Origin of the sequence: Candidatus Poriferisodalis sp. (assembly GCF_965237655.1) — a bacterium.
Lineage (GTDB): Bacteria > Actinomycetota > Acidimicrobiia > Acidimicrobiales > Poriferisodalaceae > Poriferisodalis.
The window spans coordinates 985,250-1,006,923 of the sequence record NZ_CBDEGB010000001.1 but is presented as its reverse complement, the minus strand read 5'-3'; the positions used below and the strand labels follow the sequence as shown (position 1 = coordinate 1,006,923).

Genomic DNA, 21,674 nt, shown 5'->3' with positions numbered 1-21,674 from the left:
GCTACCCCCTTCGTGGGTGCGTGTGTTCTGTCTCGGTATGTCTCGTGTGCCAGCCCCGCGAGATCAGAGCAGGCGGGCGGTCAGGGCAGGACGTCGAGATACTCCTCCACGTCCCAGTCGGAGACGGTGTGCAGGAACCGCTCCCACTCATCGGTCTTGTAGTGCATGAACACCCTGTACATCTCGCCGGGCAGGGCCGCCTTGACCACCTCGTCGGCGTCGAACGCCGCAAGCGCCTCACCCAGGTTCAGCGGGATCTTCTGCACGTCCTTGCCCGACTCCACGGCCTCATAGATGTTGCGCTCCTCGGGCGGACCCGGGTCGAGGCTGCGGTCGAGGCCGTCGTCCATGGCCATCAAGAGCCCCGCGAAGGACAGGTGCGGGTTGACCGAGCTGTCGGCCGTTCGGTACTCGAAGCGGCCCGGCGCGCTGATCCGCAGGGCGGTCGTGCGGTTCTGGAAGCCCCAGTCTGCGAAGACGGGCGCCCAAAAGCCGGTGTCCCACAGCCTCCGGTAGGAATTGACCGTCGGCGCGCTGAGGCAGGTGAGACCTCGGACGTGCTCGAGGATGCCGCCGATGGCCTTCATGCCGATGGGACCGGGCAGCTGAGGGTTGTCACCTTCGGGCATGAACTTGTTGTTGCCCTCGGAATCCCACAGCGAGATGTTGTGGTGACACCCGTTGGCGGACACGCCCATGAACGGCTTGGGCATGAAGCACGGGAAGGCCCCGAGCTCGCGACCGACCTGCTTGCACACTTGGCGATAGGTGGTGAGCCGGTCGGCGGTGAGCTCGGCTCGGTCGAATTGGAAGTTCAGCTCGAGCTGGCCGGGGGCGTCCTCATGGTCGCCCTGGATCATCTCGAGTCCCATGGCCTCGCAGTACTCGATCACCCTGTGGATCAGCGGCTGCAGTTCGGCGAATTGGTCGATGTGATAGCAGTTGGGCTTGGTCATGCCCTCGACGGTCGGCTTGCCGTCGGCGTCGGCCTTGAGCCACATCATCTCGGGCTCGCAGCCGGCTCGCAGGTGCAGACCGTGCTTGGCCTCGAACTCGGCGTGAAGCCGCCGCAGGTTGCCGCGGCAGTCGGAGGTCAGGAATGCACCACCGTCCACCTCTTCCTCACGACCCCGGAACAGCGTGCACCAGACTCGGGCCGTCTTGCGATCCCACGGCAGCGGCATGAACGTTTCGGGCTCGCCGATGCCGACGAGCTCGCGGGCCTCGGGGCCGTAGCCGATGTAGTTGCCGTGACGGTCGGTGAAGAGGTTGGCAGTGGAGCCATAGACGAGCTGAAAACCCTTGCGGGCGATCATCCCGAAGTGTTTGGCGGGAATCCCCTTGCCCATGATGCGGCCGGTGACCGAAACGAACTGGCAGTACAGGTACCGAATGCCGTCCGCTTCGATGCGGGCCTCCACTTCGGCGATCTGCTCGTCTCGTCCGTCTGCGCCGACAAACATCTCAAGATCGGTGGCCATTGCTTCCCCTGTCTGCATGACTTCTTGGTTCACACGAACCGTAACGCCCCGGAGCCCGTGCGCTCGAACGTGCCCAGATCCCGCCGAAACGTAGCACAGTTCTCGCCGTCATGTCTAATCTGAGTAGCGGCTCTTTCCTCTGAGTAGAGCAACGCTGCAGCTCAGGAATGCCGGCCTTAGGCGCCGGCAGTTGCGACAGACAGGCCGAATTCGTTGCCAGCGTCAATCAAGGCATCGAAGAGGTACTGGCCGAACGACCTGTCGCAGAAGATGAGGTAGGAGGGTGCACCGCCGGTGTCGTTGCGGGCGATGTCACAGGTGACCTTGGCCACTGAGGCCGACGACACTGCACCGTCGGGCGTCATCGGATCGGCCCAGTCCAGGCTGCACACCTTCTCCAGCATCCGCGCCGACTCGCGGCCGGTCACACGGAACATCGCCCGGCCGTGGGTCCAGTCCAAGGCCGACATGAATTCTTGGGAGTCAAGCCCGTCCAGCTCGGCAACCACGGCCGCAACCCCCGATGGTGTGCCGAGCACGATCCATTCGCCGGGCCGGGAGCCCAGCACCAGCGCGCCGGAGGGCGCGACCTGCGACGATCCGAACCTCGCGCCGAGCAAGTCGGCTGCCGGTCCCTGTGCACCGGCCCGGACCAGCCACTTGGTTGTGGCACTGACATCGGACAGCGTCAGCTCGCCTGCTTCGGCCGCCGGGTAGCTCCGCACGACCGGGCTCTCGAACTCCGGGCTCTCAGACGCCGAGACCTCAAGTGATCGGGCGTCAGCCACGGAGACGCTCCCCGGCCGGATCGAAATGGGCGTGATGGTCGATCACAGTGGCGCTGATGCGCTCCCCGGAGATGAGCAGCACCGTCAGCTTGGTACCGCCGGCGGCCAGTTCGGGCTCGACCTGCCCGAGGCAGATCGACCGGTCGAGCGTGGGTGAGAACCGCGACGAGGTGATCCGGCCCAGGATCTCGTTGGTCTCGCCGCGCACAATCTGGCTTGCCTCGTCTGGAACGATGCGGGGGTCGTCCGGCTGGATGGCCACGACCTGCGGCAGTTGCCGGTCGGCCGCCCAGGCCAGCTCGGGCTTGCCGGCGAAATCGTCCTTGTCGAGCTTGATGAGCGAACCCAAGCCGGTGCTGGGACCCAGGGTCAGCCCGTCGGTGTCCTGGCCCACGATGAAGTGGCCCTTCTCGAGACGCATGATGCGCTGACCTTCCAGGCCGAAGGGCCCGACGCCCAGGTCTTGGCCCGCATCCATCAGGGCCTCCCACACCCCTAGGCCGTGGCCAGCGGGCACGTGCAGCTCGAACGACAGCTCGCCGGTGAAGCCGATGCGCCACATGAAGCAGCCCGACACGCCGGCGACTGTGGCCGAACGAACGGTCATGTACCCGAAGGCCTCGGGCGACAGGTCCACTCCCTCAGTGACGCGGCTCATCAGCTCGCGCGACTTGGGGCCGGCCACGTTGATGCTGGCGTAGGCGGTGGTCACCGGGGTCACATGGACCTGCCAGTCGGGCCGTTCGGTCTGGAGCCAATTCTCCACCCACTCCCACACGCCGCCCGCGCCCGAGCTGGTAGTGGACATCACGTAGTGGTCGGGGCCAAGGCGGCCGGTGACACCGTCGTCAAGCACCACCCCGTCTTCAGCGCACATCATTCCGTAGCGAACCCGGCCCACGTCCAGCTTCATCCACTTGTTGACATACAGCAGGCTGAGCAGCTTCGGGACGTCGGGGCCACGCAGATCGAGCTTGCCCAGCGGCGTGACGTCGATGAGCCCGACATTCTCACGGACGTTGCGCACTTCGGCGGCGGGATCGCCGTAGTGATCCGGGCGGATCCACTGGCCGGCCTGGATGGTGGTCACGCCGTTGGCTTCGTGCCATGGATGGATGGACGAGACACGAACCGGCTCGAAGACCCGGCCAGCGAGTGCGCCCAGCGTGAGGGGTGCATAAGGGGGTCGCCACACCGTGGTGCCGACCTCGGCGATCGTCTCGCCCCGGGCCTCTGCGATCGCCGCGACGGTATTGACCGTCTCCAACTTGCCCTGCGAGGGTCCCATAGTGGCGGTGGTGTAGCGCTTGGCCAGCTCGACCGAGTCGTACCCCTCCTTGGTTGCGGCGACGAGGTCCTTGGAGCCGACGTCCTCGGAGTAGTCGACCATGCCGTGGGTGTCGGAGCGGTACAGCTCGGGATGGGCGTCACGGCCCAGCGCTACCCGTTCGTCGGGCGCCCAGGCGGGCTCATCGCCCGCCACCGGGAGCGCTCTGGTCGTGCAGGCCTGCAGGCGATGGCGCACGGTCGCGGCTCGGGCCGCGGCGAGGCGGCCAGTAGCGGCGCCATGGGAACGAAGTTGGTCAAGACTTCCGTCGCCGGCGATGCCCCCTGTTGCCAGGACGTTGCTCGGTGGGTCGGACGGGAAGAACCGAGCCGCGGCTGCGTCGTAGACGGGACGGTCGCCCGCCATGTTGAGCAGTGAGGTCGGGGCGGTCCAACCGGCGGCCACGACCAACAGGTCGGCATCGATGCGCCTATTGCTGGCAAGCCCTGCGTCGGCGATCACGGCATTGACCGCCCGGGAAGAGCCCTGAGTTGCGCTGACTCGGTGACCCTCGCGGCCGTCGATCACGCTGGCGATCTCCACCCCGGCCCGCTCCAGGTCGGTCGCAGCCGCATCGCCATCGGCGTTGGCGGTGAACACCACCGCCCGCTCACCCGGCTTGACTCCCCACAGATTGATGAGGCGCCGGGCCGCTCCCGACGTGATGACGCCCGGCCGGTCATTGCCCTCGAAGACGTAGGGCCGCTCGATGAGTCCGGGAGCCACGACCAGGGTCTTGGCCCGGGCTTTGATGAGCCGTTCTACCGCGATCGGGTGGCTGCGCTGGCAGATGCCGAGCCAGTTGTCCTCATACCGACCAGTGACCGTCGAGTCGGCCAGCACCTCGATATCGGAGGCTGCGAGCGCCGCTCGCAGCTCGGCCAGCGCGGCTCGGTCGGCGGCGTCACTCGAATAGCGGAGATGGCCGCCCACCGCATGCTCGTGTTCGACGAGCAGCACCCCGGCGCCGGCCTCGCTCGCAGCCAGAGCTGCTTCGATGCCGACTGGCCCGGCGCCGGCCACCACCACATCGGGATGGATGTAGCGCTTGTCGTGGTAGCCGTGAGGGGTGTCGATGTCGATCTTGCCGCCTGGCGCAAACGTGGCGAGCACCCGCTCGTAAGTGGGCCAGAGCCACTGCGGGCGCATGAAGGTCTTGTAGTAGAAGCCGGCCGACAGGAAGCGCCCGAGAAGGCCGTTCGCCGCCTTCAGGTCACGGTTCAGCGACGGCCACGCATTCTGCGAGCGGACGTCCATGCCGGCTTCCAGCAAGCGATGGCCTGCCCTGACGTTGGGGTCGTCGCCCACCTGGACCATCAAGTTGGGGTCCCAGTAGTCGGCCGTGAGGATGCCGCGGGGACGGTGGTATTTCATCGAACGCGAGAACACATTGACGCCCGATGCGGCCAGCGCTGAGGCGATCGTGTCGCCCTCGAAGCCGCTGAACCGCTTGCCGTTCCAGCTGAAGCGCAGCTTGGCAGCCCGCTCGATCACCTCAGTGGGCTGGACGCCCTGCCGGCTCATTGTCATGCCGCACCGCCTCGCTTGTCACCCGGCAGAGGCGGATCCCGGAACTCGTTGGTGGCGGTGTTGCGTTCGATCGTGAACCACCGGCGGCAGCCCGACGCGCAGTACCAGGTCTCGCGCAGCCACCCGGCCGGGTTGTCGCGCAGGTACAGGTAGCTCCGCCACTGCGAGGGGGACGCCGTGTTGGGATCGGGACGTGTATGTGACTCGCCTCCGTACCGGAGATCGGCCGAATTGCGTGGGCCGCAGTGAGGGCAAGGCACGAGCAGCATCAGTGACCCACCACTCTCGCGACGGCGGCGGTGGGCACAACGGCACCGTTGGGAACGGGTACGAGCACCATCAGTGACCCACCGCCGCTGCGCCCTTTTCGCCCACCAGCTCGCCGCTCTCGAAGCGGCTGAGGGCGAAGGCCTCGATCAGTTTGGGCGTCTTGCCGGTGGCCACCGCCTCGGCCATCTGCTCACCCGACACCGGGGCCGCCTTGAATCCGTAGGTGCCCCAGCCGACATCCACCAGGAAGCCGTCCACGGGCGTGAAGCCCATCACCGGCGAGTAGTCGGGCGTCATGTCGCACAGCCCCGACCACTGGCGCAGCACGCGCATGCGCGAGATGCCGGGCATGAGCTCGAGCACATGGCCTGCCAGTTCCTCGGTGAACTCGAGCGAGCCGCGCACCGAGTAGTTGGCGATCGGGTCAACCGCAGCACCGAATACAAGCTCGCCCCGGTCGGTCTGGCTCACATACACATGCAGCGACCCCGACACCACCACCGTGGGCAGGAACATCTTCACCGGCTCGGTGACAGCGGCCTGCAGGGGATGGGTGGTGATGGGCAGCCGAATGCCGGCCATGGCGGAGATGAGTGATGCCCAGCCAGCGGTGCAGTTGACCACGACCGGGGTTGAGATGTCGCCTCGGTTGGTGCGGACGCCAGTCACGCGGCCTCCGGCGCCCTTGCCGTCGGGACCTTCACCGCCAGTGCAGATGATGTCGGTGACCTCGGTTTTCTGGTGCATCTCGACGCCCAGGTGGTCGGCGGCCCGGGCGTAGCCCCACACCACCGCATCGTGGCGCACCACGCCGCCGGGCGGGTGGTAGAGCGCCCCGAGGATCGGGTAGCGAGGATGATCGGACGTGTCCAGGCTCGGAGCCTCTTTCTTGATCTCGTCGGGGCCGATGACGCTGGAGTTGACGCCCTGCAGCTTGTTGACCTCGGCTCGCCAGTGCATGGTGCGCAGAGAGCTGTCGGAGTGGGCCAGGGTCAGGTGGCCCCGCTGGCTGAACATCACATTGATGTTCAGGTCGACAGCCATTGTGCGGTAGAGCTGCACGGAACGGTCGTAGAACGCCACGCCAGCCGGGGTGAGGTAGTTGGAGCGCACGATGGCGGTGTTGCGGCCCGAGGCGCCGCTGCCGAGGTAGGCCTTGTCGAGCACGGCGACGTCGGTAATGCCGTGATTGCGGGCCAGGTAGTAGGCGGTGGCCAAGCCGTGCACTCCGCCGCCGATGATCACCGCGTCGTAGGAGCGCTTCAGGTCGCAATCACGCCACACCCGCGGCCAGCTCGTGCCCCGCAGACCCTTCCAAGCCAGCGCCGCCGCCGAGTACTTCGGCGGGCGCCGCCGGAGCCGGCGCATGGGTCCCGTCATCACCATGCAGGCTAAGCATCGCTCTAGGTGAGTCAAAGTATCAAATTACGATGAATTCAGACTGATTGAATATGAATAGGGGTAGTGTTGCTCGATGAACCTGCAGCGATTGCGCTACTTCGCGGCAGTAGCCGAGGAGCTGCACTTCGGCCGGGCGGCCCAGCGGCTCCACATGTCCCAGCCGCCGCTCAGCCAGCAGATCCGCTTGCTCGAACGGGAGCTCGACACGGCACTGTTCGATCGCAGCACCCGGCGTGTGACCCTCACCGACGCCGGGAGATACCTGTACCCGGAGGCCGTCCGTCTCCTGGCGGCAGCCGACGGCGTCGACAGACTCATGGAACAGCGCAGGCATGGCCAGACGGGCACGCTGCGGGTGGGCTTCGTCGACTCGGCTGCCTATGAGGTGATGCCGCGTGTGCTGGGCGAGTACCGGCGCCGCCGACCCCAGGTCGACTTCGAGCTGCACACATTGAGCTCCGACGAGCAGGTGAAGGCCTTGCGAGCCGGTCGTATCGACCTGGGCATCGGTCGGGCCGCTGCCGATGCCGGCGGGGTAGAGGCGACACTGGTGATGCACGAGCGATTGCTGTTGGCCGCCGGCGCGTCCCACCGACTCGCCGCATCGAGTTCGGCAAGTCTGGGCGACCTTGACGGCGAGCCGATGATCGGATTCGACCGCAACGTGTCACCCAGCTTGCACGCTGTGCTCGCAGGGATGCTCAGCGCTCAGGGCGTCGCGTATGACCCGATGATCGAAGCGACCGAGTACACGACGATCTTGGGATTTGTCGCTGCCGGCGAGGGCGTGGCCATCGTGCCCGCAGGCGTCCAGACGTTCCGGCCGCCTGGTCTGCACTACATGCCGCTGACCGATGCAAGCGCCTCGGTGCCCTTGCTGCTGCTCAGGGGCGCCGGTGAGCCGCTCCCCTTGGTGTCGCACGCCTTGGAGGTCGTTGCCGAGCTCTACGATCCGCCGACTGCAGCCTGAGAGTCCGAGTACGCCTGGACCTCACCAGGTCTCACAGGGGCTGAGGGTCCAAGTACGCCTGGACCTCACCAGGTCTCACAGGGGCTGAGGGTCCCGGGGTGAATCGCCGCGGGTGGCGAATGTTCTGGCGAGCGGTGCTTGGGTTTGCGCGAGGGGGCCGGGTTCGAGGGGCGTGCTGGATTTGGGGGGCTGAGACGGAAGAGGTCGTCGCGGACGATGACCTGCCAGTTGTGATCGTGGATGCGGTCGTGGCAGGACCAGCAAACCAGCACGAGGTTGTCGACACGGGTCTTGCCTCCGCATTTCCACGGAATGACATGGTGCGCTTCGCAGTCGCCCGGCGGCGCCCCACAGGCGATGCATGCTCCGTCGCGTGCGACTAAGGCGCGGCGTTGTGCTGCGGTGGGCGCCCGGCGCGCGACGGTCTCGTACAACGGGGTGAGCTTGTCGGCGAAGATCTCGAGCCACGCGTCGGAGTTGCACGCGAGCCGTTCCAGCGTGCTGGGTGGGATCGGACCGATGCCGGCGATCTCGGCGACACCGCCGGACTGACCCGTCAAGGCCGCCAGATCTGCGCGCACGATGATCTCTGCAGCGGCGCCTTTACGCTCGCTTTGGGCCGGCGGCCGTGCCTTCGAGGCGTCGGCGCCGGCCCGGGCAGCGGCGGCGAGGAGCGTGTCGAGCGCGTCTGCCATGCGCTGGTCGTGGGTGCGCGCGGCAGCATCATCGCCGTTGTCGTTGTCGCCACCGGGTTCACGTTGGGGTTGAGGCTGGGCTTGTCGACGACGATCTGCTTGACGGAGCTGCTCTGCTTGGCGACGCAACCGGTCTTGAACGCGGGCGCCAGTCTCGGCGTCGAATGAACCGCGCATCTGCACCGAGCCGTCGTCGCCGTTCCAAAAACGCACATGGCGGTTGCGCCGGTTGCGGCGATGCTGCGCAGCCAGATCAGCAGCGTCTTGGTGGCGGGCCGTCCAGCGCTGGGCGGCTTGGGCGAATTCGTCAGCGGGCAGGCTGAGCCGAGTTCGGTCTTGGCGAGCCCGACCAGCTCGGGATCGCCTTGCACCGCGTCGGGGCTGGTTTTGCGGGCGGCCTGCGCGAGCTTGGCGGCATTCGCCAAGCTGATGTGCCCTTCGGACACTGCGGCGTGCGCATCGGGTAGCGAGGCCAGCTCTGTGTCTGTGCGCACGTTGCGAGCGGCGTCGGAGCGGGACAGGCCGCTGTGCTGGTGCAGCAGCCCGGCGCCGCCGTCGCCGTGGCGTTCGCGCTGCGCAACGAGCGCAGCGGCCTTGGTCTCGAGCAGTTCGACGCGGCTGCGCAGCTGCTTGGACAGGCCCAGGGTGCGGCGCAGCAGCTCGCTGGGCGCAACCTCGACCTCGTCGAGCGCGGTGTTGAGGTGTTCGAGCGCCTGCTCCACGTGGGAGAACATGTGTTCACTCTAGCGTGCGGCTGTCACAAACAAGCGTTTTCGACCCAATCAGTTCATTGCAGTTATATTACATATATTTTCGATATAACTCAGTGTTACACATGTCCAACTGGATTCCGGCCGAGGCGCTGCGTGGAGTCGCTTCCGCCGGACCCTCGCCCAGCCTCTCAGCTTGTCAACCCGGACGAGCTCTTCCTCGGCAGTGATGAATGCGGCTGCTTCAGTTCACAGCACTTGGTAGTCCTCTTTCTTCGTGACTCCTTCGACGCGTCGTATGCCGTCCATGTGGTGTGACTGGGCGGCGACCTCTTGTTCATCGCTGTTACTGCAAGCGATCAGCGATGTGGCGAGAAGAGCAAGGCAGATCAGTAGGCACATGACGATTCTCCCGAGCGGAAGTCATCGTGCTTTCTGTCCAGACAGCCATGGGCTGCATGGATGCCATGGAGGAGCTCGAGGCACGCGCGAATGCGTTCGCCGGCCAATCGGGAACTGTGTTATCCCTCAAAGACGCGTTGGCCACGCTTGTACAGCTCATCACGGGTCCAGCCCCTCGAGAGCGTGCCTGGGGCCGCCGCCTGATCCTCTGGAGTCAGCGTGCGGCCGGTCTCGGCAAGCATCTCGGTGAGCACCGCATCGAAGCCGTCTTCGGCAGCGAGCTGCTCGCGGGCGGCGCGTTCGACGAAGGCCGACACGCTCTGATCGCGTCCGGCTTCAACCGCTGAACGGATCCGTGCCAGCACGTCCTCTTCCAACGCGACAGAGATCTTCGCCTTGGCCATGTCTGACATTGTGCCTTCCGTGATGCTGCTGGGAGCACTGCGCCGCAATCGCTGATGGCGAGGTCGTTCGGGTTGTAGTCGCGTATGACTCTTTCAAACGCTGCGTCGCACCTGCCGCGCTATCAGAGCCCTCCCTCCGTGGACTTCCTGCGCAACCAACGACGTTTGGGCAAGTTCGGCGTGCCGTCGCCTGCAACGTGATCGCTGGGAAATTGACTGTCTGGGCGACTTCGAGAGGCGCGAGACTGCGAAGCGCTTCTGGACCCTTGGCCGCCGGTGGAGTCGTGATGTTGCCCGAGTTCGAGACGATCGCTCGCACGGCTGCGGTGGCGTTCGTTCTGCTTATTCCTGGAGCAGCTGCCGCCGCAGGATTTGAGTGGCACTCAGTGCGCTATGGCCGCCGGGGGCGCGACTGGGGGCTGCGACTGCTGCTGTTCTCGGGAGTGTGGCTAGCTGCGGGATTCTGGGTCTGGCACTCATTGGCGCTGCGCTACTGGGACGATCTAGTGACTCGAAGACCAGTCTCGTGGTGGGTGTACCTCGTACCCCTCGGATTCGTTGTCGTCCCATACCTCGTCGGCTGGGGGTTGGGATGGCTCACGGCGAAGCATCCGCGCCGAATGCGAAGGTTGCTAGGGGTGAATCGTGCCCCGACGGCATGGGACCAGCTCTTCGGGAGCCGCGAAGCCGGTTTCATCCGCTGCAGGCTTCGTTCTGGTCGCTGGGTTGGGGGGCTGTACGGGAACGCCGAGCCGATCCCCTCGCACGCCGCAACCGGCAATGAGCGATGGGACGTCTACATCGCACAAGCCGTGTTCTTTGACGAAATCGGTGTGCCAGCGCGCGACGACGAGGGCGAACTGTGGCTGACGGGGTCCGGGCTGCTGCTGGAGTCCCAGGAAATCGAGTCGTTAGAATTCATAGTGATACCCGATCCGGCCGACGGAGGTTGATCCGATGAGCCGAGACAAGCCGAGCGACCGGATCGAGAGATCAGAGCCCCGTGAGATCCGTCGAAGCGTGCACGACGGCTACACGCCCACTGCATCGATCGAGCCGAAGGACGTCCCCAAAGGCGCATACGAGCCGCCGCCCAGCGCTTCCGGATCCTCCGGCAGCGGTTCGGGAGACAAGTAGCAACGCACAGGTCCGTCTTGGTCCGGAAGGGATGGGCCAAGGGTTCATTCGAGCCCGGTGATCTCTCGGGGGACAGACCCCTCGATGATCCACCTTTGGATATTGACGAACTCGTTTAGAGCCGCCTCGCCGAGGCCTTCGAAGCGAGGCTCGCGCGGCAGCGAATGGAGGACTCTCAAGACTGAGGCCTCCTGGTTTGCGTCCAGAAGGCCAATGACGGCTGCCAAGACCGACCGAGTCGCCAGCAGCCTCCCTCGGAGCTCATTCTCAGTTGCTGTCACTCGCCCTTGTCCCAGCACTCTCGTGGGGTCTGGCTATTGACCCGCAGGCACTCAACCCGATAGTTCGCCACACGCTGCTCTTGGAGCTCCACTAAGAGGCCGCGCGAATAGGCGACCATCCACCAGTCGTCGGGTTGGGCCCGCTGTGATGCGGGCTGCTGTTCCAACCGACGACATGGTGGAGGTGCCTGCTCATCATGCGCGCTCTGACAAAGGCAGTGGTGGATGTCATCTGGGCGGCAGTCGAGCCGCTTTTGCCCCGCTCGCCGGATCGTCACCCGTTGGGCTGTCACCGGCCCCGCGTGTGCGACCGATTGTGTTTGCGGGGGATCATCTGGCGGCTGGTATTGGGCTGCTCATGGCGGTCCGTGGAGATCCTGTTGGACAACGCGGTGTCCGACACGACGCTGCGGTCACGCCGCGACGAGTGGGTCGCTGCGGGCGTTTTCGACCAGATCGCAGCCGAGGCGATCGCCGCATGGGACCGCATCATGGGCCTGCGACTCGGTGATGTGTGCATCGACGGGTCCGTCCACAAGGCGCCCTGCGGCGGCCCCGGGACCGGCAAAAGCCCTGTCGACAGACGCAAATCGGGCTGGAAGTGGTCCCTCGCGGTCGACGCCGAAGGCGTGCCGGTCGCGTGGTGCGCGGACGGCGCGAACCGCAACGACATCATGCTGTTCGAGCCCACCATGGCCGAGCTCGAACGACAAGGACTGCATCACGACATCGACACCATCCACCTCGACCGCGGCTACTGGGGCGCCCGCGTCGACGCCGCCGCGGACGCGGCCGGGATCTGCGACTTGGCGCGGCCGCCCAAACGCAAACCCAGCGCCGGCCCTGCCGAGCCGGCCACCGCCCCGCTGGGGCTGCGCTGGCATGTCGAGCGCGCCAACTCATGGCTCGCCGGCTACGGGCAGCTCAGACGCAACACCGACCGCCGACCCGAGCACCGCCAAGCCCAGCTCGCCCTCGCCGTCACCTTGATCATCACCCTCAAACTCATCGACCACCACGACCGCTGGCAACCCCACTGACCCACCTATCCGCTCATCCTCTAAGTGTTCGATCAGCAACAAATCCCGCAATTCTGAGCAGTGTTGACTCAGATCTCGATAGCTCTCACGCATGTCGAAGACAGCCTGATTGAGCGTCTTCCACAAGCGTGGTCCGTGACCATTCGTCACCCCGCGCCGCTGACCGTCAAGCATCAATTCTCTGACTCCGGTCACGGCACCTGCCTTTTCCGCGTAAGAGACCGCGAGATTGAAACAGCGGCGAAGCTCGCCGTGCTGTTGATCTGGGGTTGACGCAGTCGGCCACGAAGAAGTTGGGGTTGCGGTGCCAGTAGGGCGCGCAGCCGAAGTCACGCTGACCCGGGCATTCCCGGTGAGTGGGGCCGCCACCGTCGATGAAGTTACGAGCTGTTAATGCTCAGCGAGCACGGGCTCGATGACCGAGGTGGCGGTCTCTTGGGAGCTGTTCGAGCAGGCGACCAAGGCCGCCACGAGCAGGGCGATGCAGACAAATGCACGCATGGCGGCTCCCTACGAGCGGAGCCAGGGCTGCATTTGACTACCGCCCCGCCCGAGAATGAGTCCCGGCACATTCGGGCCCGCGTCGAACTTGACCGACGCGCACGGCTGCTTCTGCTCCACATCGAAGCGGTCCTGCACCAACTGCACGTGCAGACCACACAGTTCGTCACCGAGGCGACAGGAGAACCGATTGCTCCGGTCGCGCATAGACGACGTGGTCCTACTGCCGGCGACCCGCCACCACGTGCCCTGCGGGCAGCTGGGGTAGGTGCACTTCACCACACTTGCAACTTAGGACACGAAGAATTGTCTGTTGCCCATGTTCTGAATTGCCGACTGTCCGGACACGCCGCCAGCAAGTTCAGGAAGTGCTCGACGCAAGGAGTCCTCCACGCCGCAGAATTACGAGCCGACACCCGGCGCGCAAGTCGCACCCGCAAATTGGGCGATGCACTCACTGCGGCCGTGGCCGTCATTCGACGGCTTTCGCTGGCTGCCCGCAATATTGCAAACTTCGAGCGTCGCGACGTCCGCCTGATCAACCCTTGGGAGTGACCAGCATGTAGAGGGCCAGCCGAGAGTGGCGGTTGGCTTAGATGGCGAGGTCGTTGAGGTTGTAGTCGCGGATAACCCGTTCGAACGTCTCGTCGCTGAAGCGGAAGTCGTCCTCGAGGCCGACGAAGGGGGCGTAGGTGTAGCGCCGCTCGTTCGGGCGGTGCTGGGCCCGGGCGTCGATGGCCACCGCTATCACCGACGAGCGCTTGAACACCCGCTCTTCGTCGTAGACGACCACCGAATCTCGTGCGTGCACCCTCAGCTGACCGGCCACGCCGATCACCGACGACCGTCGGTGAAAGCCGAACGTGACCGAAATGCGCGGGTCGGGCGAGGTGTTGGCATACGAGCCGTGGACCATGTGCCGGTTCACCACCGTCGCATCGCCCGGCTGGCACAGCAGCGGGATCGCGTCGGGAAGCATCACGCTGCCGCCGTTCGAAGCCACCTTCTGTTTCAAGTCGATGCGGCCTTCGGTGTGCGTGCCAGGCACCACCCACAGCGCATTTGCCGCGGTTGTCTCGTACAGCTGGACCTGGAAGTTGAAGCCGTGGATGCCCATGTCCCAGTCGGGGCTGTCCCAGTGGGTGACGCCGTCCTGGTGCCACGCCACCGAGCCGCCAAGACCGGACTCCTTGACGAAGATGGCGTCGTTGTAGGGCACGAAGTCGGGGCCGTTGATGCTCTCGGCGATCGACATCAGGTCGGGATGCCCGTACAGCCGCAGTGCCGCGGGCATCGTCTGGCACATGCTGAAGATCAGGTAGACGACATGGGGTGGGGCGTCGGCATCAGGCGCGGGCTGTTCCATCTGCACCTGATGACGGCCCGCCAAGGCGTTGGTGCCGCCGTAGGGGTCTGACAGCGGCGGGATGAGGACGTAAGGCTCCACGGCCAAATCGCGCCCGAGCGCCGGCCGGCCGTGTTTGTCGACCTCAGCGCCCGTGCGCACCGGCGCACGATCGATGACTTCGGCGACGTCGGCTCGCAACTCGGCAATCTCGGCGGCATCCACGACTCCGGTGAAGACGTAGAAGCCCTGCTTCCAGTAGACGTCCAGGATGTCGGGATGCAGCTTGCCGTCGGGGCCATACCGAACCGGCCCCCGGTTGCCGGTCTCGTGAGCGCGTCGCTCGCCGCCAGCGAGGTAGTCGGCCATCTGCGCCAAGTGCTGCTCCCTTGACGGCGCATCGGCCGCCTGCACCGGATCCGCAACATCGGTCATCGCACGCCCCCTGCCGTGGTCCCCGTGGAGCGATCTCCGGCACACATGAGCCGTCGGCGCCGGAAATCGATCATTCGACGAATGGTAGCCGTGGCAGGCTCGGCCGGTCCCGACGCCCTTCCGCATATGAACGGCGATCCAGGAAACAAGTCCAATATAGACTACTTACCGTGGAAGAGAGCGAGCCCATGGTCGCCAACCTTGCCGAACGTTCGACGACTGGTTCCCGTGTGTGGACCATTGCCGAAGCCAAGGCGCGTCTGTCGCACATCTTGCGTTGCGCAGAGGAACAGGGTCCCCAGCGCATCGGAACTCGCAAGACATTCGTCGTCGTTCCTGAACATCTGTGGGAGGAACACACTGAACCCGAGGTGCACTTGGGACGGTGGCTCATAGAGAACATGCCGCGCGGCTACGACCTCGAACTCCCCGATCGCTCCTCGGATCGGCCCAACCCATTGCTCGTTGCCGAGGGAATCGAGGAGTGAGCGGCATCCTGCTCGACACCAACGTCATCTCCGAAGCAACCAGGCCCACACCCGATCAGAACGTGCTGGCTTTTTTGGCGGCTTCACAGTCCTTCTGGCTGTCTGCAATCGTGGTTCACGAACTTGAGTACGGCATTGGGCAGATGCCCAGTGGACGCCGGCGTGATCATCTCGCCGCAACGATCCGGTCATTCGTCGCAGAGGCCGGTGATCAGGTCTTGCCGGTTGGCGTGCCTGAATCCGTGCGCGCGGCCGAATTCCGGGTCTTCGTCCGCCGGTCTGGTCGCACGCTGACCATTAGTGATTCACTGATCGCTGCAACGGCGTCGGTGAACCACCTCACACTGGCGACGCGCGATACGAGCGACCTCACCGGTCTCGACCTCAGGGTGGTCAATCCCTGGGAGTAGCAAGCGCACCGGCAGGGGTTCTGCGAGCATGAGCGGATGGAGTTCCACGAGTACGCAGATCGTTACCGCACCGCCGATGTGACCCGGGACGACGCCGGAGTCGTGACCGTCCGCATGCATACCCGCGGCGGGCCGTTGCAGTGGGGCGGCCGTCCTCACCGTGAACTGCCCGAGCTGTTCATGGCGCTGGCTTCAGACCGTGACATCAAGGTGGTGATCCTCACCGGCACCGGGGAGTCGTTCATCGAGCTGCCCGAGGAGGTCAACGCGCTCGCCGAGGGACGTGCCAACGCCACCGTCTGGGACCGCATCATCTGGGAGGGCAACCGTCTCGTCGACCAGTTGCTCGACATCGAGGTGCCGATGATCGCTGCGGTGAACGGTCCGGTGACCGTGCATTCCGAGCTGGCCGTGCTGTGCGACATCGTGCTCGCCACACCCGACACCTACTTCCAGGATGCGCCGCACTTTCCAGGCGGGCTGGTGCCCGGCGACAGCATGCAGATCGTGTGGCCGCTGCTGCTCGGTCCGAACCGGGGGCGGTATTTCCTGCTGACCGGCCAGCAGATCGGTGCCGCCGAAGCCCACGACCTCGGCATCGTGGGCGAGGTCCTGCCAGCCGAGGGGCTGATGGACCGGGCGCTGGAGATCGCATCGGAACTGGCCGAGCTCAACCCGGTACTGCTGCGCAACACCCGTCACGCACTGGTGCGCCCCTTGAGGCGGGCCATGGCCGACGACCTGCACACCGGTCTGGCGCTCGAGGCGATCGCAGCGATGTCCGCCCGCGAGTGGTTCCGCGACCAAGACAGCGCCCAGAGCTGAGCACCCGCTCCCAGAATGCCAACGGCCCGGGCCGAAGCCCGGGCCTGTAGCGCTTGTGCAGCCGCCCGAAGCGGCGGCGATCAGCCAGTGATGGCGTCGAGGGTTTCCTCGCTGGGCGCGAAGTAGAACGAGCCTGACGCGGGGTTCGAGAAGCTTGTGATGGCATCGCGGACGCCGTTGGCGTCATCGAGGCCGTACATCCGGCGCAGACGCCGACGCAGCGGTGCCTGATCCTTGCAGAACGCCATGAAGTACAGCCCGACGGTGCCGTCGTGGAACGCGTACGGCGTGGAGCGGCGAGCGATCTCGTTGATCTTGTCGCTGCCCTCGTTGCCGTGGTTGCCATCCGCGCGCAGCTCGACGTGGCTGAGGTGGCTGTACGGCTCCTGGGTGTCGGTCTTTTCGATCTCCGGGTACTTCTGGCGACCGAAGTTCTTCTCCTGCTGCGCGTCGGACAGGGCGTTCCAGCCGTCGAGGTCGTGCACCCAGCGTTGGGCGATGATGTGGGCGCCGCCAGCGCCGGCGTCGCCATCGGGCACGATCGCCGCTGCCGGCTGGTCCTCATCGGCGGGGTTGCCAGTGCCGTCCTTGAAGCCGGTCATGTCCAGCGAGTCACCGTAGATGAACGTCGGCGTCTCGCGGGCAACGGCCATGTGGCCGGCCAGCGCGGTGCGGGCGTCGTACTGCGCCTTCCACACCTTGTCCTTGGCGCCGTGGTTCAGCCACAGCAGCAGTTCTTCCTGCGTGCCCTTGGCCTCGCGTCCCGAACCGTCTTCGGACTGCACCGTGACGTAGGCCTGGAAGTCGTCCGGCACGTCGTCGGTGAGCTCCGGCAGCAGGCTGGAGCCAAAGCCGAGCGTCAGGTTGATGCCCTCTGCGTCACAAGCAGCGCGCAGGTCGGCGAGCACGGACCTAATTGCGCCGAGGTCGGCACCCTCGACGCGGCTCAGGTGGACGTACCACTGGTTGGCGCCCATCTCGTTGAAGATGGCCTTCTGCGGCGTTGGCATCTGTGCTCCTTGAGGGGTCGGTGGTGCAAGCGAAAGCGACCCCGCCGGGCGACGCTTGCGGCGGCGCTGCAGCGAGATTGCGGGGCTGATCGTAGGCCAATCGCTGCGGCGCGCGCACCCCCGCTCCCCACTGCTTGACGCAGCTGCTGCCTAACTGCTCGACGTATGCCAGCATGTGATGATTGTCACTGCCCCCGACCGGCGGAGTAGCGCTCATGAGCATCGCAGCACCACAGCGCACCTACGACACTGAGCTGCCCATCCGGGACGATCTCGCAGCCGCTCACGGAGAGATCGCGGCACGCTGGGCCCGGCCGGGAACCTGGTGGGCAGCAGCCCAGCGTGCGGAGATCGTGCGGCAAGTGAGGGCAGCGCGCGACCATCGCACCGACAACGGCGACGTGCTGCCTCCGTGGGTCCAGCCCAGCAGCATCGACGGTCTGGTCGATGCCGACGGCCCCCTGCCCACCGCCGCCGTCGACGCGATCTGGCGCACTACCAACCATCCAGGAACGCTGACCGAGGACTGGTACCAGTCGATCATCGACCGCGGCGTCGATCCCCTGGCGTACGTGGAACTGGTTGGCGTAGTCGCGCAGGCCAACTGCGTCGATCGGTTCGCAGACGCTTTGGAGCTGCCGCGGATCGATCTGGACGAGCCCGCCGATGGCCCACCGACGAGAGAAGGCGCGCCCGCGGCGGTGAAGTACCACTGGGTTCCCACTGCCGACATCAAGATGCCCAACGTCATCAAGGCCCTGAGCGCCGTACCAGCGGAAAACGAGTCGCTCTTCATCCTCTCCGACGCTCAGTACGTGCCGATGGAGCGTGTGCGTGGCGAGCTGATCAATGACCAGAACTCGCTGAACCGTCCGCAGATCGAGCTGCTCGCGGCGAGAACATCGAAGCTCAACGAGTGCTTCTACTGAACATCCGCCCACGCGATGCTGCTCGGTCTGAGCGGCCAACAAAAGGACATGGAAGTCGGCTACGGCGCCGTCAACGGCTCTGACGGGGGCGATGGCGGAGTGCAGCACGGCGCCCTGCTGGCCCGCCTCGCGGAGGCGATGTGGGAAGGCGACAGCGAAGCCACGGCTGCTGCGCGTGCCGCTGTGATCGATGCCGCAGGAGCCGACGTCATGGTCGATGCTGTGGCCGTCAGTGCCAACTTCCACATGATGACCCGCGTCGCCGACGGCACCGGCACCCCGCTGGATCCAGGCACCTACGACATGACCAGGTCCGTGCGCGAGGCCTGCGGCCTCAACGACTTCGTGACGCGCCGCGATCCTCAAGGCGAGCGCCAAGGCGCCAGCGGTTCCTCGAACTGACACAGCAGGCGAAGTGTCTCGGAAGGGCACCCGCTCGTCGCATCGGGGGTGTTCGGTAGTCGCAACTTCGAACTGAACGACGAGCGCTGTACCGTCGCGAACTAGGACTCACCGGCTCAGGAGGCATGCAGTTGAGCTTCGTGCGTCAGCAGGCAGAGAATTGGCGCCGCGACATTCCTGGGGCGCGCTGGTTCAAGGCCGACCTGCACATCCACACCATCGACGATGCCCCCGGCGGGCAGGCCAGATTGCCGGATGGCATTGGTGAGCCTGCGGACTCACCCGAAGCGCTCACTGCTTACGCGCGTCGATTTCTTGACGCTGCCGTCGAGAGCGGTGTTCAGGTGCTCGGGATCACTCCACACTGCCCCCGCATGTCCGTCGCCGATGATCTCAGTGCCGTCTGGAAGATCGTGGAGGAGTGGAACAGCGGTGTCGACGACACTGGCGTCCCCTACGGCGAGCAGATCTTTGCCGCCTTTCCAGGATTCAAGCCACGACTGAGTGATGGGCGCGGCGGCCTGCATCTGCTCTTCCTGTTCGATCCGGAAATCGGTCGCGACCGCTACCTGCGCATGTTCGACCTAGTGATGCACGGCAGACCGCCATGGAACGGCAGACAACGTGCCGCTTCTCCTCTCGGCCCAGAGGCAGTGTTCGAACTGTTGCGCGACAACCGGCTACAGGACGAGACCTCTGACGACGCCACACCCTGGGATTACCTTGCGCTGGCTCCGAACGCATTCAGTGAATCAGGCCTTCTCGGAACTCCGAGTGAACACATTGAGAGAAAAGACTTCGACGCCCGAGACATTGTCGCTCTCGAGCTCCCAGAGAACTCGCTCCAAGACGAAGCCCTCCAAGGCAAGCCTTGGGTCAATGAATTCGTGGCCTCCAATCGTTTGGCGTTCTTTCACGGCAGTGCAGCTCACGCCATCGACGACATCGGCAAGCGCCACGCTTGGGTCAAGATGGCCAGCCCAAAGATCGAAGCGCTACGCCAAGCGTTCATTGCGCACGATTCCCGCTTGCGCATCGGGCATGAACTCAGCCCCAACGGCGATTTTCGGGATCTGAGCGACCCACCTGACACGATGCGGCACGAACGCCCGTGGCTGAGGTCCGTCTCAGTGCAGGGAACTGCGGCGTTCTTTGACTCCAAGCATGATGAGCCGCCAGTCACGTTCGAGTTCAGCCCCGATCTGACCTGCGTCATCGGCGGCAGCATGACCGGCAAGAGCACGCTCCTCGACGGGCTGCGTGTGCATGTCGGCGCCCCGCCACCGCAGGACGACCGCATGCAGCGGCAGATGGATGAGCGCGCCGCTGAACGATTTCTCGCCGGCGCACCGACAGTCGAACTCGACATTCCAGGCAGCGATCCCACCGCAGAGGCGCACGAGCGGTGGCCTGCTGAGTTCTATACACAAGGCGAGCTGCAGCGCCTGGCGCAAGATCCGGAAGCGGTACAGCACATCCTGTCCCGGCTGGACGCCTCGTTGACCGATGAGATCCATCACCGCGAACGCGATCTGAGCGCACGCGACCGAGAACTCGGAAGGATCGCCAGCCGGCTCGCGGAGTTCGACCATGAGCTCGCGGAGGCTGAGCAAGCGCTTGACCGCAGCTCGCACGCACGCGACGAGCTGGGAGTCTTCTCCGAAGCCGGCATGGAGGAGCTGAACAGTGCCGCCACGTCCGCGTCGGCGTGGCGCGACGTCACGACGGCGATCAACGACACCGTGGACAAGACTGGCGATCTCATTTCGTCGATGAACGCAGTGAGGCTGCCGGTCATTGCGACCGCTCTTGACGAAACGACGGAGCAGATCGACGTCGAAGCGGAGCGACTCGACCAGCGATGGACATCGGCTGCGGAAGCCGCTGACGCTCTTCGCGACTGGCTTGTCGAGGCGCAACGCGTCGCCGCGGCAGGCCTGCGGACACACGAGACACGGCGCGACGAATTGCATGTGCAAGTCGAGCGAACTCTCGCTGATCAGGGATTTGACGGCGCGCGGATCAACGAGTTTCAAGCGCTCAACGCGCAGGCGGCCCTACTGGACAGCTACGAAGCGAACCTCGACACGCTTCGCGCCGCTGCCGATGAGCTCCTATCGGTATTCAAACAAGGACTGCAAGAACGGCAAGAGCTCGTCGCTGAGCAACGACTGGCCTACGACAGAATCCTGCATTCGATACGGGCGCGCTTCAGTGGACGCATCGCAGCACGGCGCGTCGACGACGGCGGCTCGGAGCCGCTTGAGGCATTCCTTACTGATCTCGGCCAACGCGGCGTCACCCGCTGGTGGAACGACGGCAAGAATGAACTCCGTCCTTCGCCGCGAGTGCTGTTGGCGCGACTCGACAACGGAACCCTGAACGCCGTCGGCATGAGCAGCACAGTTCAACAGACGTTCGGCAGTTGCATGACTCCGGCCATGCGTCGAAACCTCGCAGCGCTGCGGTGTCCTGATCGCTATCGGCTCGAATTCAGGACTATGGACGCGCAGTACCGACCGCTCGACAAGTTGTCTGGGGGCCAACGCGTCAATCTGCTGTTGTCGCTGTTGCTTGCGACGAGTGACAGCCGTCCGCTAGTCATCGACCAACCTGAGGATGAGCTGGACAATCGATTCCTGCTAGAGACGCTGCTGCCCGCACTCCACCGTTTGAAGGGGCGGCGGCAAGTCATTGTCGCGACACACAACGCCAATATCGTTGTGAACGGCGACGCGGATCATGTCATTCAATTGGACGCGGAAGCCGAGCACGGGCACGTCGCTTGCTCCGGCGCCATCGAAGATCCGGCAATGCGCGACGCGATCGTGCAGACGGTGGACGGAGGCGACGAAGCCTTCCGCCTGCGACGGCTCAAGTACGGGTTCTGAGG

General features: G+C 65.3%; 20 protein-coding genes. 10 read left to right on the top strand and 10 right to left on the bottom strand.

The features are described from left to right. Positions 1–80: 80 nt before the first annotated feature. From ACPXYO_RS04890 to ACPXYO_RS04870, 5 genes are all read right to left on the bottom strand, one after another. Positions 81–1,499, bottom strand: a complete 1,419-nt coding sequence (locus ACPXYO_RS04890; protein ID WP_423917129.1) for a glutamine synthetase family protein — start codon at positions 1,497–1,499, stop codon at positions 81–83. Between the two features lie 158 nt (positions 1,500–1,657). After that, positions 1,658–2,269 (bottom strand): hypothetical protein, encoded by a 612-nt coding sequence (locus tag ACPXYO_RS04885; RefSeq protein WP_423917126.1) that lies wholly within the window; start codon positions 2,267–2,269, stop codon positions 1,658–1,660. Continuing rightward, the gene (locus ACPXYO_RS04880; protein ID WP_423917124.1) at positions 2,262–5,126 is read right to left on the bottom strand and encodes a 2Fe-2S iron-sulfur cluster-binding protein; all 2,865 of its coding nucleotides are present in this window, start codon (positions 5,124–5,126) and stop codon (positions 2,262–2,264) included. The genes ACPXYO_RS04885 and ACPXYO_RS04880 overlap by 8 nt, the downstream gene beginning before the upstream one ends. Continuing rightward, positions 5,123–5,395 (bottom strand): sarcosine oxidase subunit delta, encoded by a 273-nt coding sequence (locus ACPXYO_RS04875; RefSeq protein WP_423917121.1) that lies wholly within the window; start codon positions 5,393–5,395, stop codon positions 5,123–5,125. The genes ACPXYO_RS04880 and ACPXYO_RS04875 overlap by 4 nt, the downstream gene beginning before the upstream one ends. A gap of 70 nt (positions 5,396–5,465) precedes the next feature. Next, positions 5,466–6,776, bottom strand: a complete 1,311-nt coding sequence (locus ACPXYO_RS04870; protein WP_423917118.1) for an FAD-dependent oxidoreductase — start codon at positions 6,774–6,776, stop codon at positions 5,466–5,468. A gap of 94 nt (positions 6,777–6,870) precedes the next feature. On the opposite strand from ACPXYO_RS04870, the gene ACPXYO_RS04865 reads away from it, so the two are divergent. Next, positions 6,871–7,767, top strand: coding sequence for a LysR family transcriptional regulator (locus tag ACPXYO_RS04865; RefSeq protein ID WP_423917115.1), 897 nt, complete (start codon positions 6,871–6,873; stop codon positions 7,765–7,767). Positions 7,768–7,832: 65 nt separating this feature from the next. On the opposite strand, the gene ACPXYO_RS04860 is transcribed toward ACPXYO_RS04865, so the two are convergent. Next, complete coding sequence (locus ACPXYO_RS04860; RefSeq protein WP_423918692.1) at positions 7,833–8,780, bottom strand: DUF222 domain-containing protein; 948 nt, start codon at positions 8,778–8,780, stop codon at positions 7,833–7,835. Positions 8,781–9,693: 913 nt separating this feature from the next. Beyond that, positions 9,694–9,978: a ribbon-helix-helix protein, CopG family gene (locus ACPXYO_RS04855; RefSeq protein ID WP_423917112.1), complete on the bottom strand. Its 285-nt coding sequence runs from the start codon at positions 9,976–9,978 to the stop codon at positions 9,694–9,696. A gap of 287 nt (positions 9,979–10,265) precedes the next feature. Here ACPXYO_RS04855 and ACPXYO_RS04850 point away from each other — a divergent pair, with 287 nt between their 5' ends. Both ACPXYO_RS04850 and ACPXYO_RS04845 read left to right on the top strand, forming a co-directional pair. Then, entirely contained in the window at positions 10,266–10,931 is a 666-nt protein-coding gene (locus ACPXYO_RS04850; protein WP_423917109.1) for a DUF6338 family protein, read from the top strand. A 4-nt stretch (positions 10,932–10,935) separates the two neighbouring features. Further along, a complete protein-coding gene (locus tag ACPXYO_RS04845; protein ID WP_423917107.1) occupies positions 10,936–11,115 on the top strand; it encodes a hypothetical protein in 180 nt (59 codons plus the stop codon). A gap of 44 nt (positions 11,116–11,159) precedes the next feature. Here the strand turns inward: ACPXYO_RS04845 and ACPXYO_RS04840 are convergent, their stop codons facing one another. After that, positions 11,160–11,396, bottom strand: coding sequence for a hypothetical protein (locus tag ACPXYO_RS04840; RefSeq protein WP_423917104.1), 237 nt, complete (start codon positions 11,394–11,396; stop codon positions 11,160–11,162). A 197-nt stretch (positions 11,397–11,593) separates the two neighbouring features. On the opposite strand from ACPXYO_RS04840, the gene ACPXYO_RS04835 reads away from it, so the two are divergent. Beyond that, positions 11,594–12,436, top strand: a complete 843-nt coding sequence (locus tag ACPXYO_RS04835) for an IS5 family transposase (RefSeq protein WP_423917101.1) — start codon at positions 11,594–11,596, stop codon at positions 12,434–12,436. 1,093 nt (positions 12,437–13,529) lie between these two features. Here the strand turns inward: ACPXYO_RS04835 and ACPXYO_RS04830 are convergent. Further along, the gene (locus ACPXYO_RS04830; RefSeq protein ID WP_423917100.1) at positions 13,530–14,717 is read right to left on the bottom strand and encodes a phytanoyl-CoA dioxygenase family protein; all 1,188 of its coding nucleotides are present in this window, start codon (positions 14,715–14,717) and stop codon (positions 13,530–13,532) included. 170 nt (positions 14,718–14,887) lie between these two features. Between ACPXYO_RS04830 and ACPXYO_RS04825 the strand changes: the two genes are divergently transcribed. Genes ACPXYO_RS04825 through ACPXYO_RS04815 form a run of 3 tightly spaced genes read left to right on the top strand, consistent with a single transcriptional unit; the run spans position 14,888 to position 16,440 of the window. Further along, entirely contained in the window at positions 14,888–15,205 is a 318-nt protein-coding gene (locus ACPXYO_RS04825) for a hypothetical protein (protein WP_423917098.1), read from the top strand. Then, positions 15,202–15,615 carry a PIN domain-containing protein gene (locus tag ACPXYO_RS04820; protein ID WP_423917096.1) on the top strand — a complete coding sequence of 138 codons (414 nt, stop codon included), beginning with the start codon at positions 15,202–15,204 and terminating at the stop codon, positions 15,613–15,615. Before ACPXYO_RS04825 ends, ACPXYO_RS04820 begins: the two co-directional genes overlap by 4 nt. Before the next feature lie 36 nt (positions 15,616–15,651). Beyond that, positions 15,652–16,440 (top strand): enoyl-CoA hydratase/isomerase family protein, encoded by a 789-nt coding sequence (locus ACPXYO_RS04815; RefSeq protein WP_423917094.1) that lies wholly within the window; start codon positions 15,652–15,654, stop codon positions 16,438–16,440. 80 nt (positions 16,441–16,520) lie between these two features. Here ACPXYO_RS04815 and ACPXYO_RS04810 read toward each other — a convergent pair whose 3' ends face one another. Continuing rightward, positions 16,521–17,450, bottom strand: a complete 930-nt coding sequence (locus ACPXYO_RS04810) for a Dyp-type peroxidase (RefSeq protein WP_423917092.1) — start codon at positions 17,448–17,450, stop codon at positions 16,521–16,523. A gap of 215 nt (positions 17,451–17,665) precedes the next feature. On the opposite strand from ACPXYO_RS04810, the gene ACPXYO_RS04805 reads away from it, so the two are divergent. The 3 genes from ACPXYO_RS04805 (at position 17,666) to ACPXYO_RS04795 (ending at position 21,672) form a co-directional block, all read left to right on the top strand. Further along, positions 17,666–18,379 carry an alkylhydroperoxidase-related (seleno)protein gene (locus tag ACPXYO_RS04805; RefSeq protein ID WP_423917090.1) on the top strand — a complete coding sequence of 238 codons (714 nt, stop codon included), beginning with the start codon at positions 17,666–17,668 and terminating at the stop codon, positions 18,377–18,379. A 15-nt stretch (positions 18,380–18,394) separates the two neighbouring features. Next, positions 18,395–18,781, top strand: a complete 387-nt coding sequence (locus ACPXYO_RS04800) for a hypothetical protein (protein WP_423917088.1) — start codon at positions 18,395–18,397, stop codon at positions 18,779–18,781. A gap of 125 nt (positions 18,782–18,906) precedes the next feature. Further along, positions 18,907–21,672 (top strand): TrlF family AAA-like ATPase, encoded by a 2,766-nt coding sequence (locus ACPXYO_RS04795; RefSeq protein WP_423917086.1) that lies wholly within the window; start codon positions 18,907–18,909, stop codon positions 21,670–21,672. Positions 21,673–21,674: the final 2 nt, after the last annotated feature.

Coding starts and splice junctions, on each gene's coding strand:
- ACPXYO_RS04850 (WP_423917109.1), top strand. CDS start 10,266: ATGTTGCCCGAGTTCGAGACGATCGCTCGCACGGCTGCGGTGGCGTTC.
- ACPXYO_RS04805 (WP_423917090.1), top strand. CDS start 17,666: ATGAGCATCGCAGCACCACAGCGCACCTACGACACTGAGCTGCCCATC.
- ACPXYO_RS04875 (WP_423917121.1), bottom strand. CDS start 5,395: ATGCTGCTCGTGCCTTGCCCTCACTGCGGCCCACGCAATTCGGCCGAT.
- ACPXYO_RS04865 (WP_423917115.1), top strand. CDS start 6,871: ATGAACCTGCAGCGATTGCGCTACTTCGCGGCAGTAGCCGAGGAGCTG.
- ACPXYO_RS04830 (WP_423917100.1), bottom strand. CDS start 14,717: ATGACCGATGTTGCGGATCCGGTGCAGGCGGCCGATGCGCCGTCAAGG.
- ACPXYO_RS04810 (WP_423917092.1), bottom strand. CDS start 17,450: ATGCCAACGCCGCAGAAGGCCATCTTCAACGAGATGGGCGCCAACCAG.
- ACPXYO_RS04815 (WP_423917094.1), top strand. CDS start 15,652: ATGGAGTTCCACGAGTACGCAGATCGTTACCGCACCGCCGATGTGACC.
- ACPXYO_RS04855 (WP_423917112.1), bottom strand. CDS start 9,978: ATGGCCAAGGCGAAGATCTCTGTCGCGTTGGAAGAGGACGTGCTGGCA.
- ACPXYO_RS04890 (WP_423917129.1), bottom strand. CDS start 1,499: ATGCAGACAGGGGAAGCAATGGCCACCGATCTTGAGATGTTTGTCGGC.
- ACPXYO_RS04870 (WP_423917118.1), bottom strand. CDS start 6,776: ATGACGGGACCCATGCGCCGGCTCCGGCGGCGCCCGCCGAAGTACTCG.
- ACPXYO_RS04795 (WP_423917086.1), top strand. CDS start 18,907: ATGCAGTTGAGCTTCGTGCGTCAGCAGGCAGAGAATTGGCGCCGCGAC.
- ACPXYO_RS04845 (WP_423917107.1), top strand. CDS start 10,936: ATGAGCCGAGACAAGCCGAGCGACCGGATCGAGAGATCAGAGCCCCGT.
- ACPXYO_RS04880 (WP_423917124.1), bottom strand. CDS start 5,126: ATGACAATGAGCCGGCAGGGCGTCCAGCCCACTGAGGTGATCGAGCGG.
- ACPXYO_RS04835 (WP_423917101.1), top strand. CDS start 11,594: ATGCGCGCTCTGACAAAGGCAGTGGTGGATGTCATCTGGGCGGCAGTC.
- ACPXYO_RS04800 (WP_423917088.1), top strand. CDS start 18,395: ATGCTGCTCGGTCTGAGCGGCCAACAAAAGGACATGGAAGTCGGCTAC.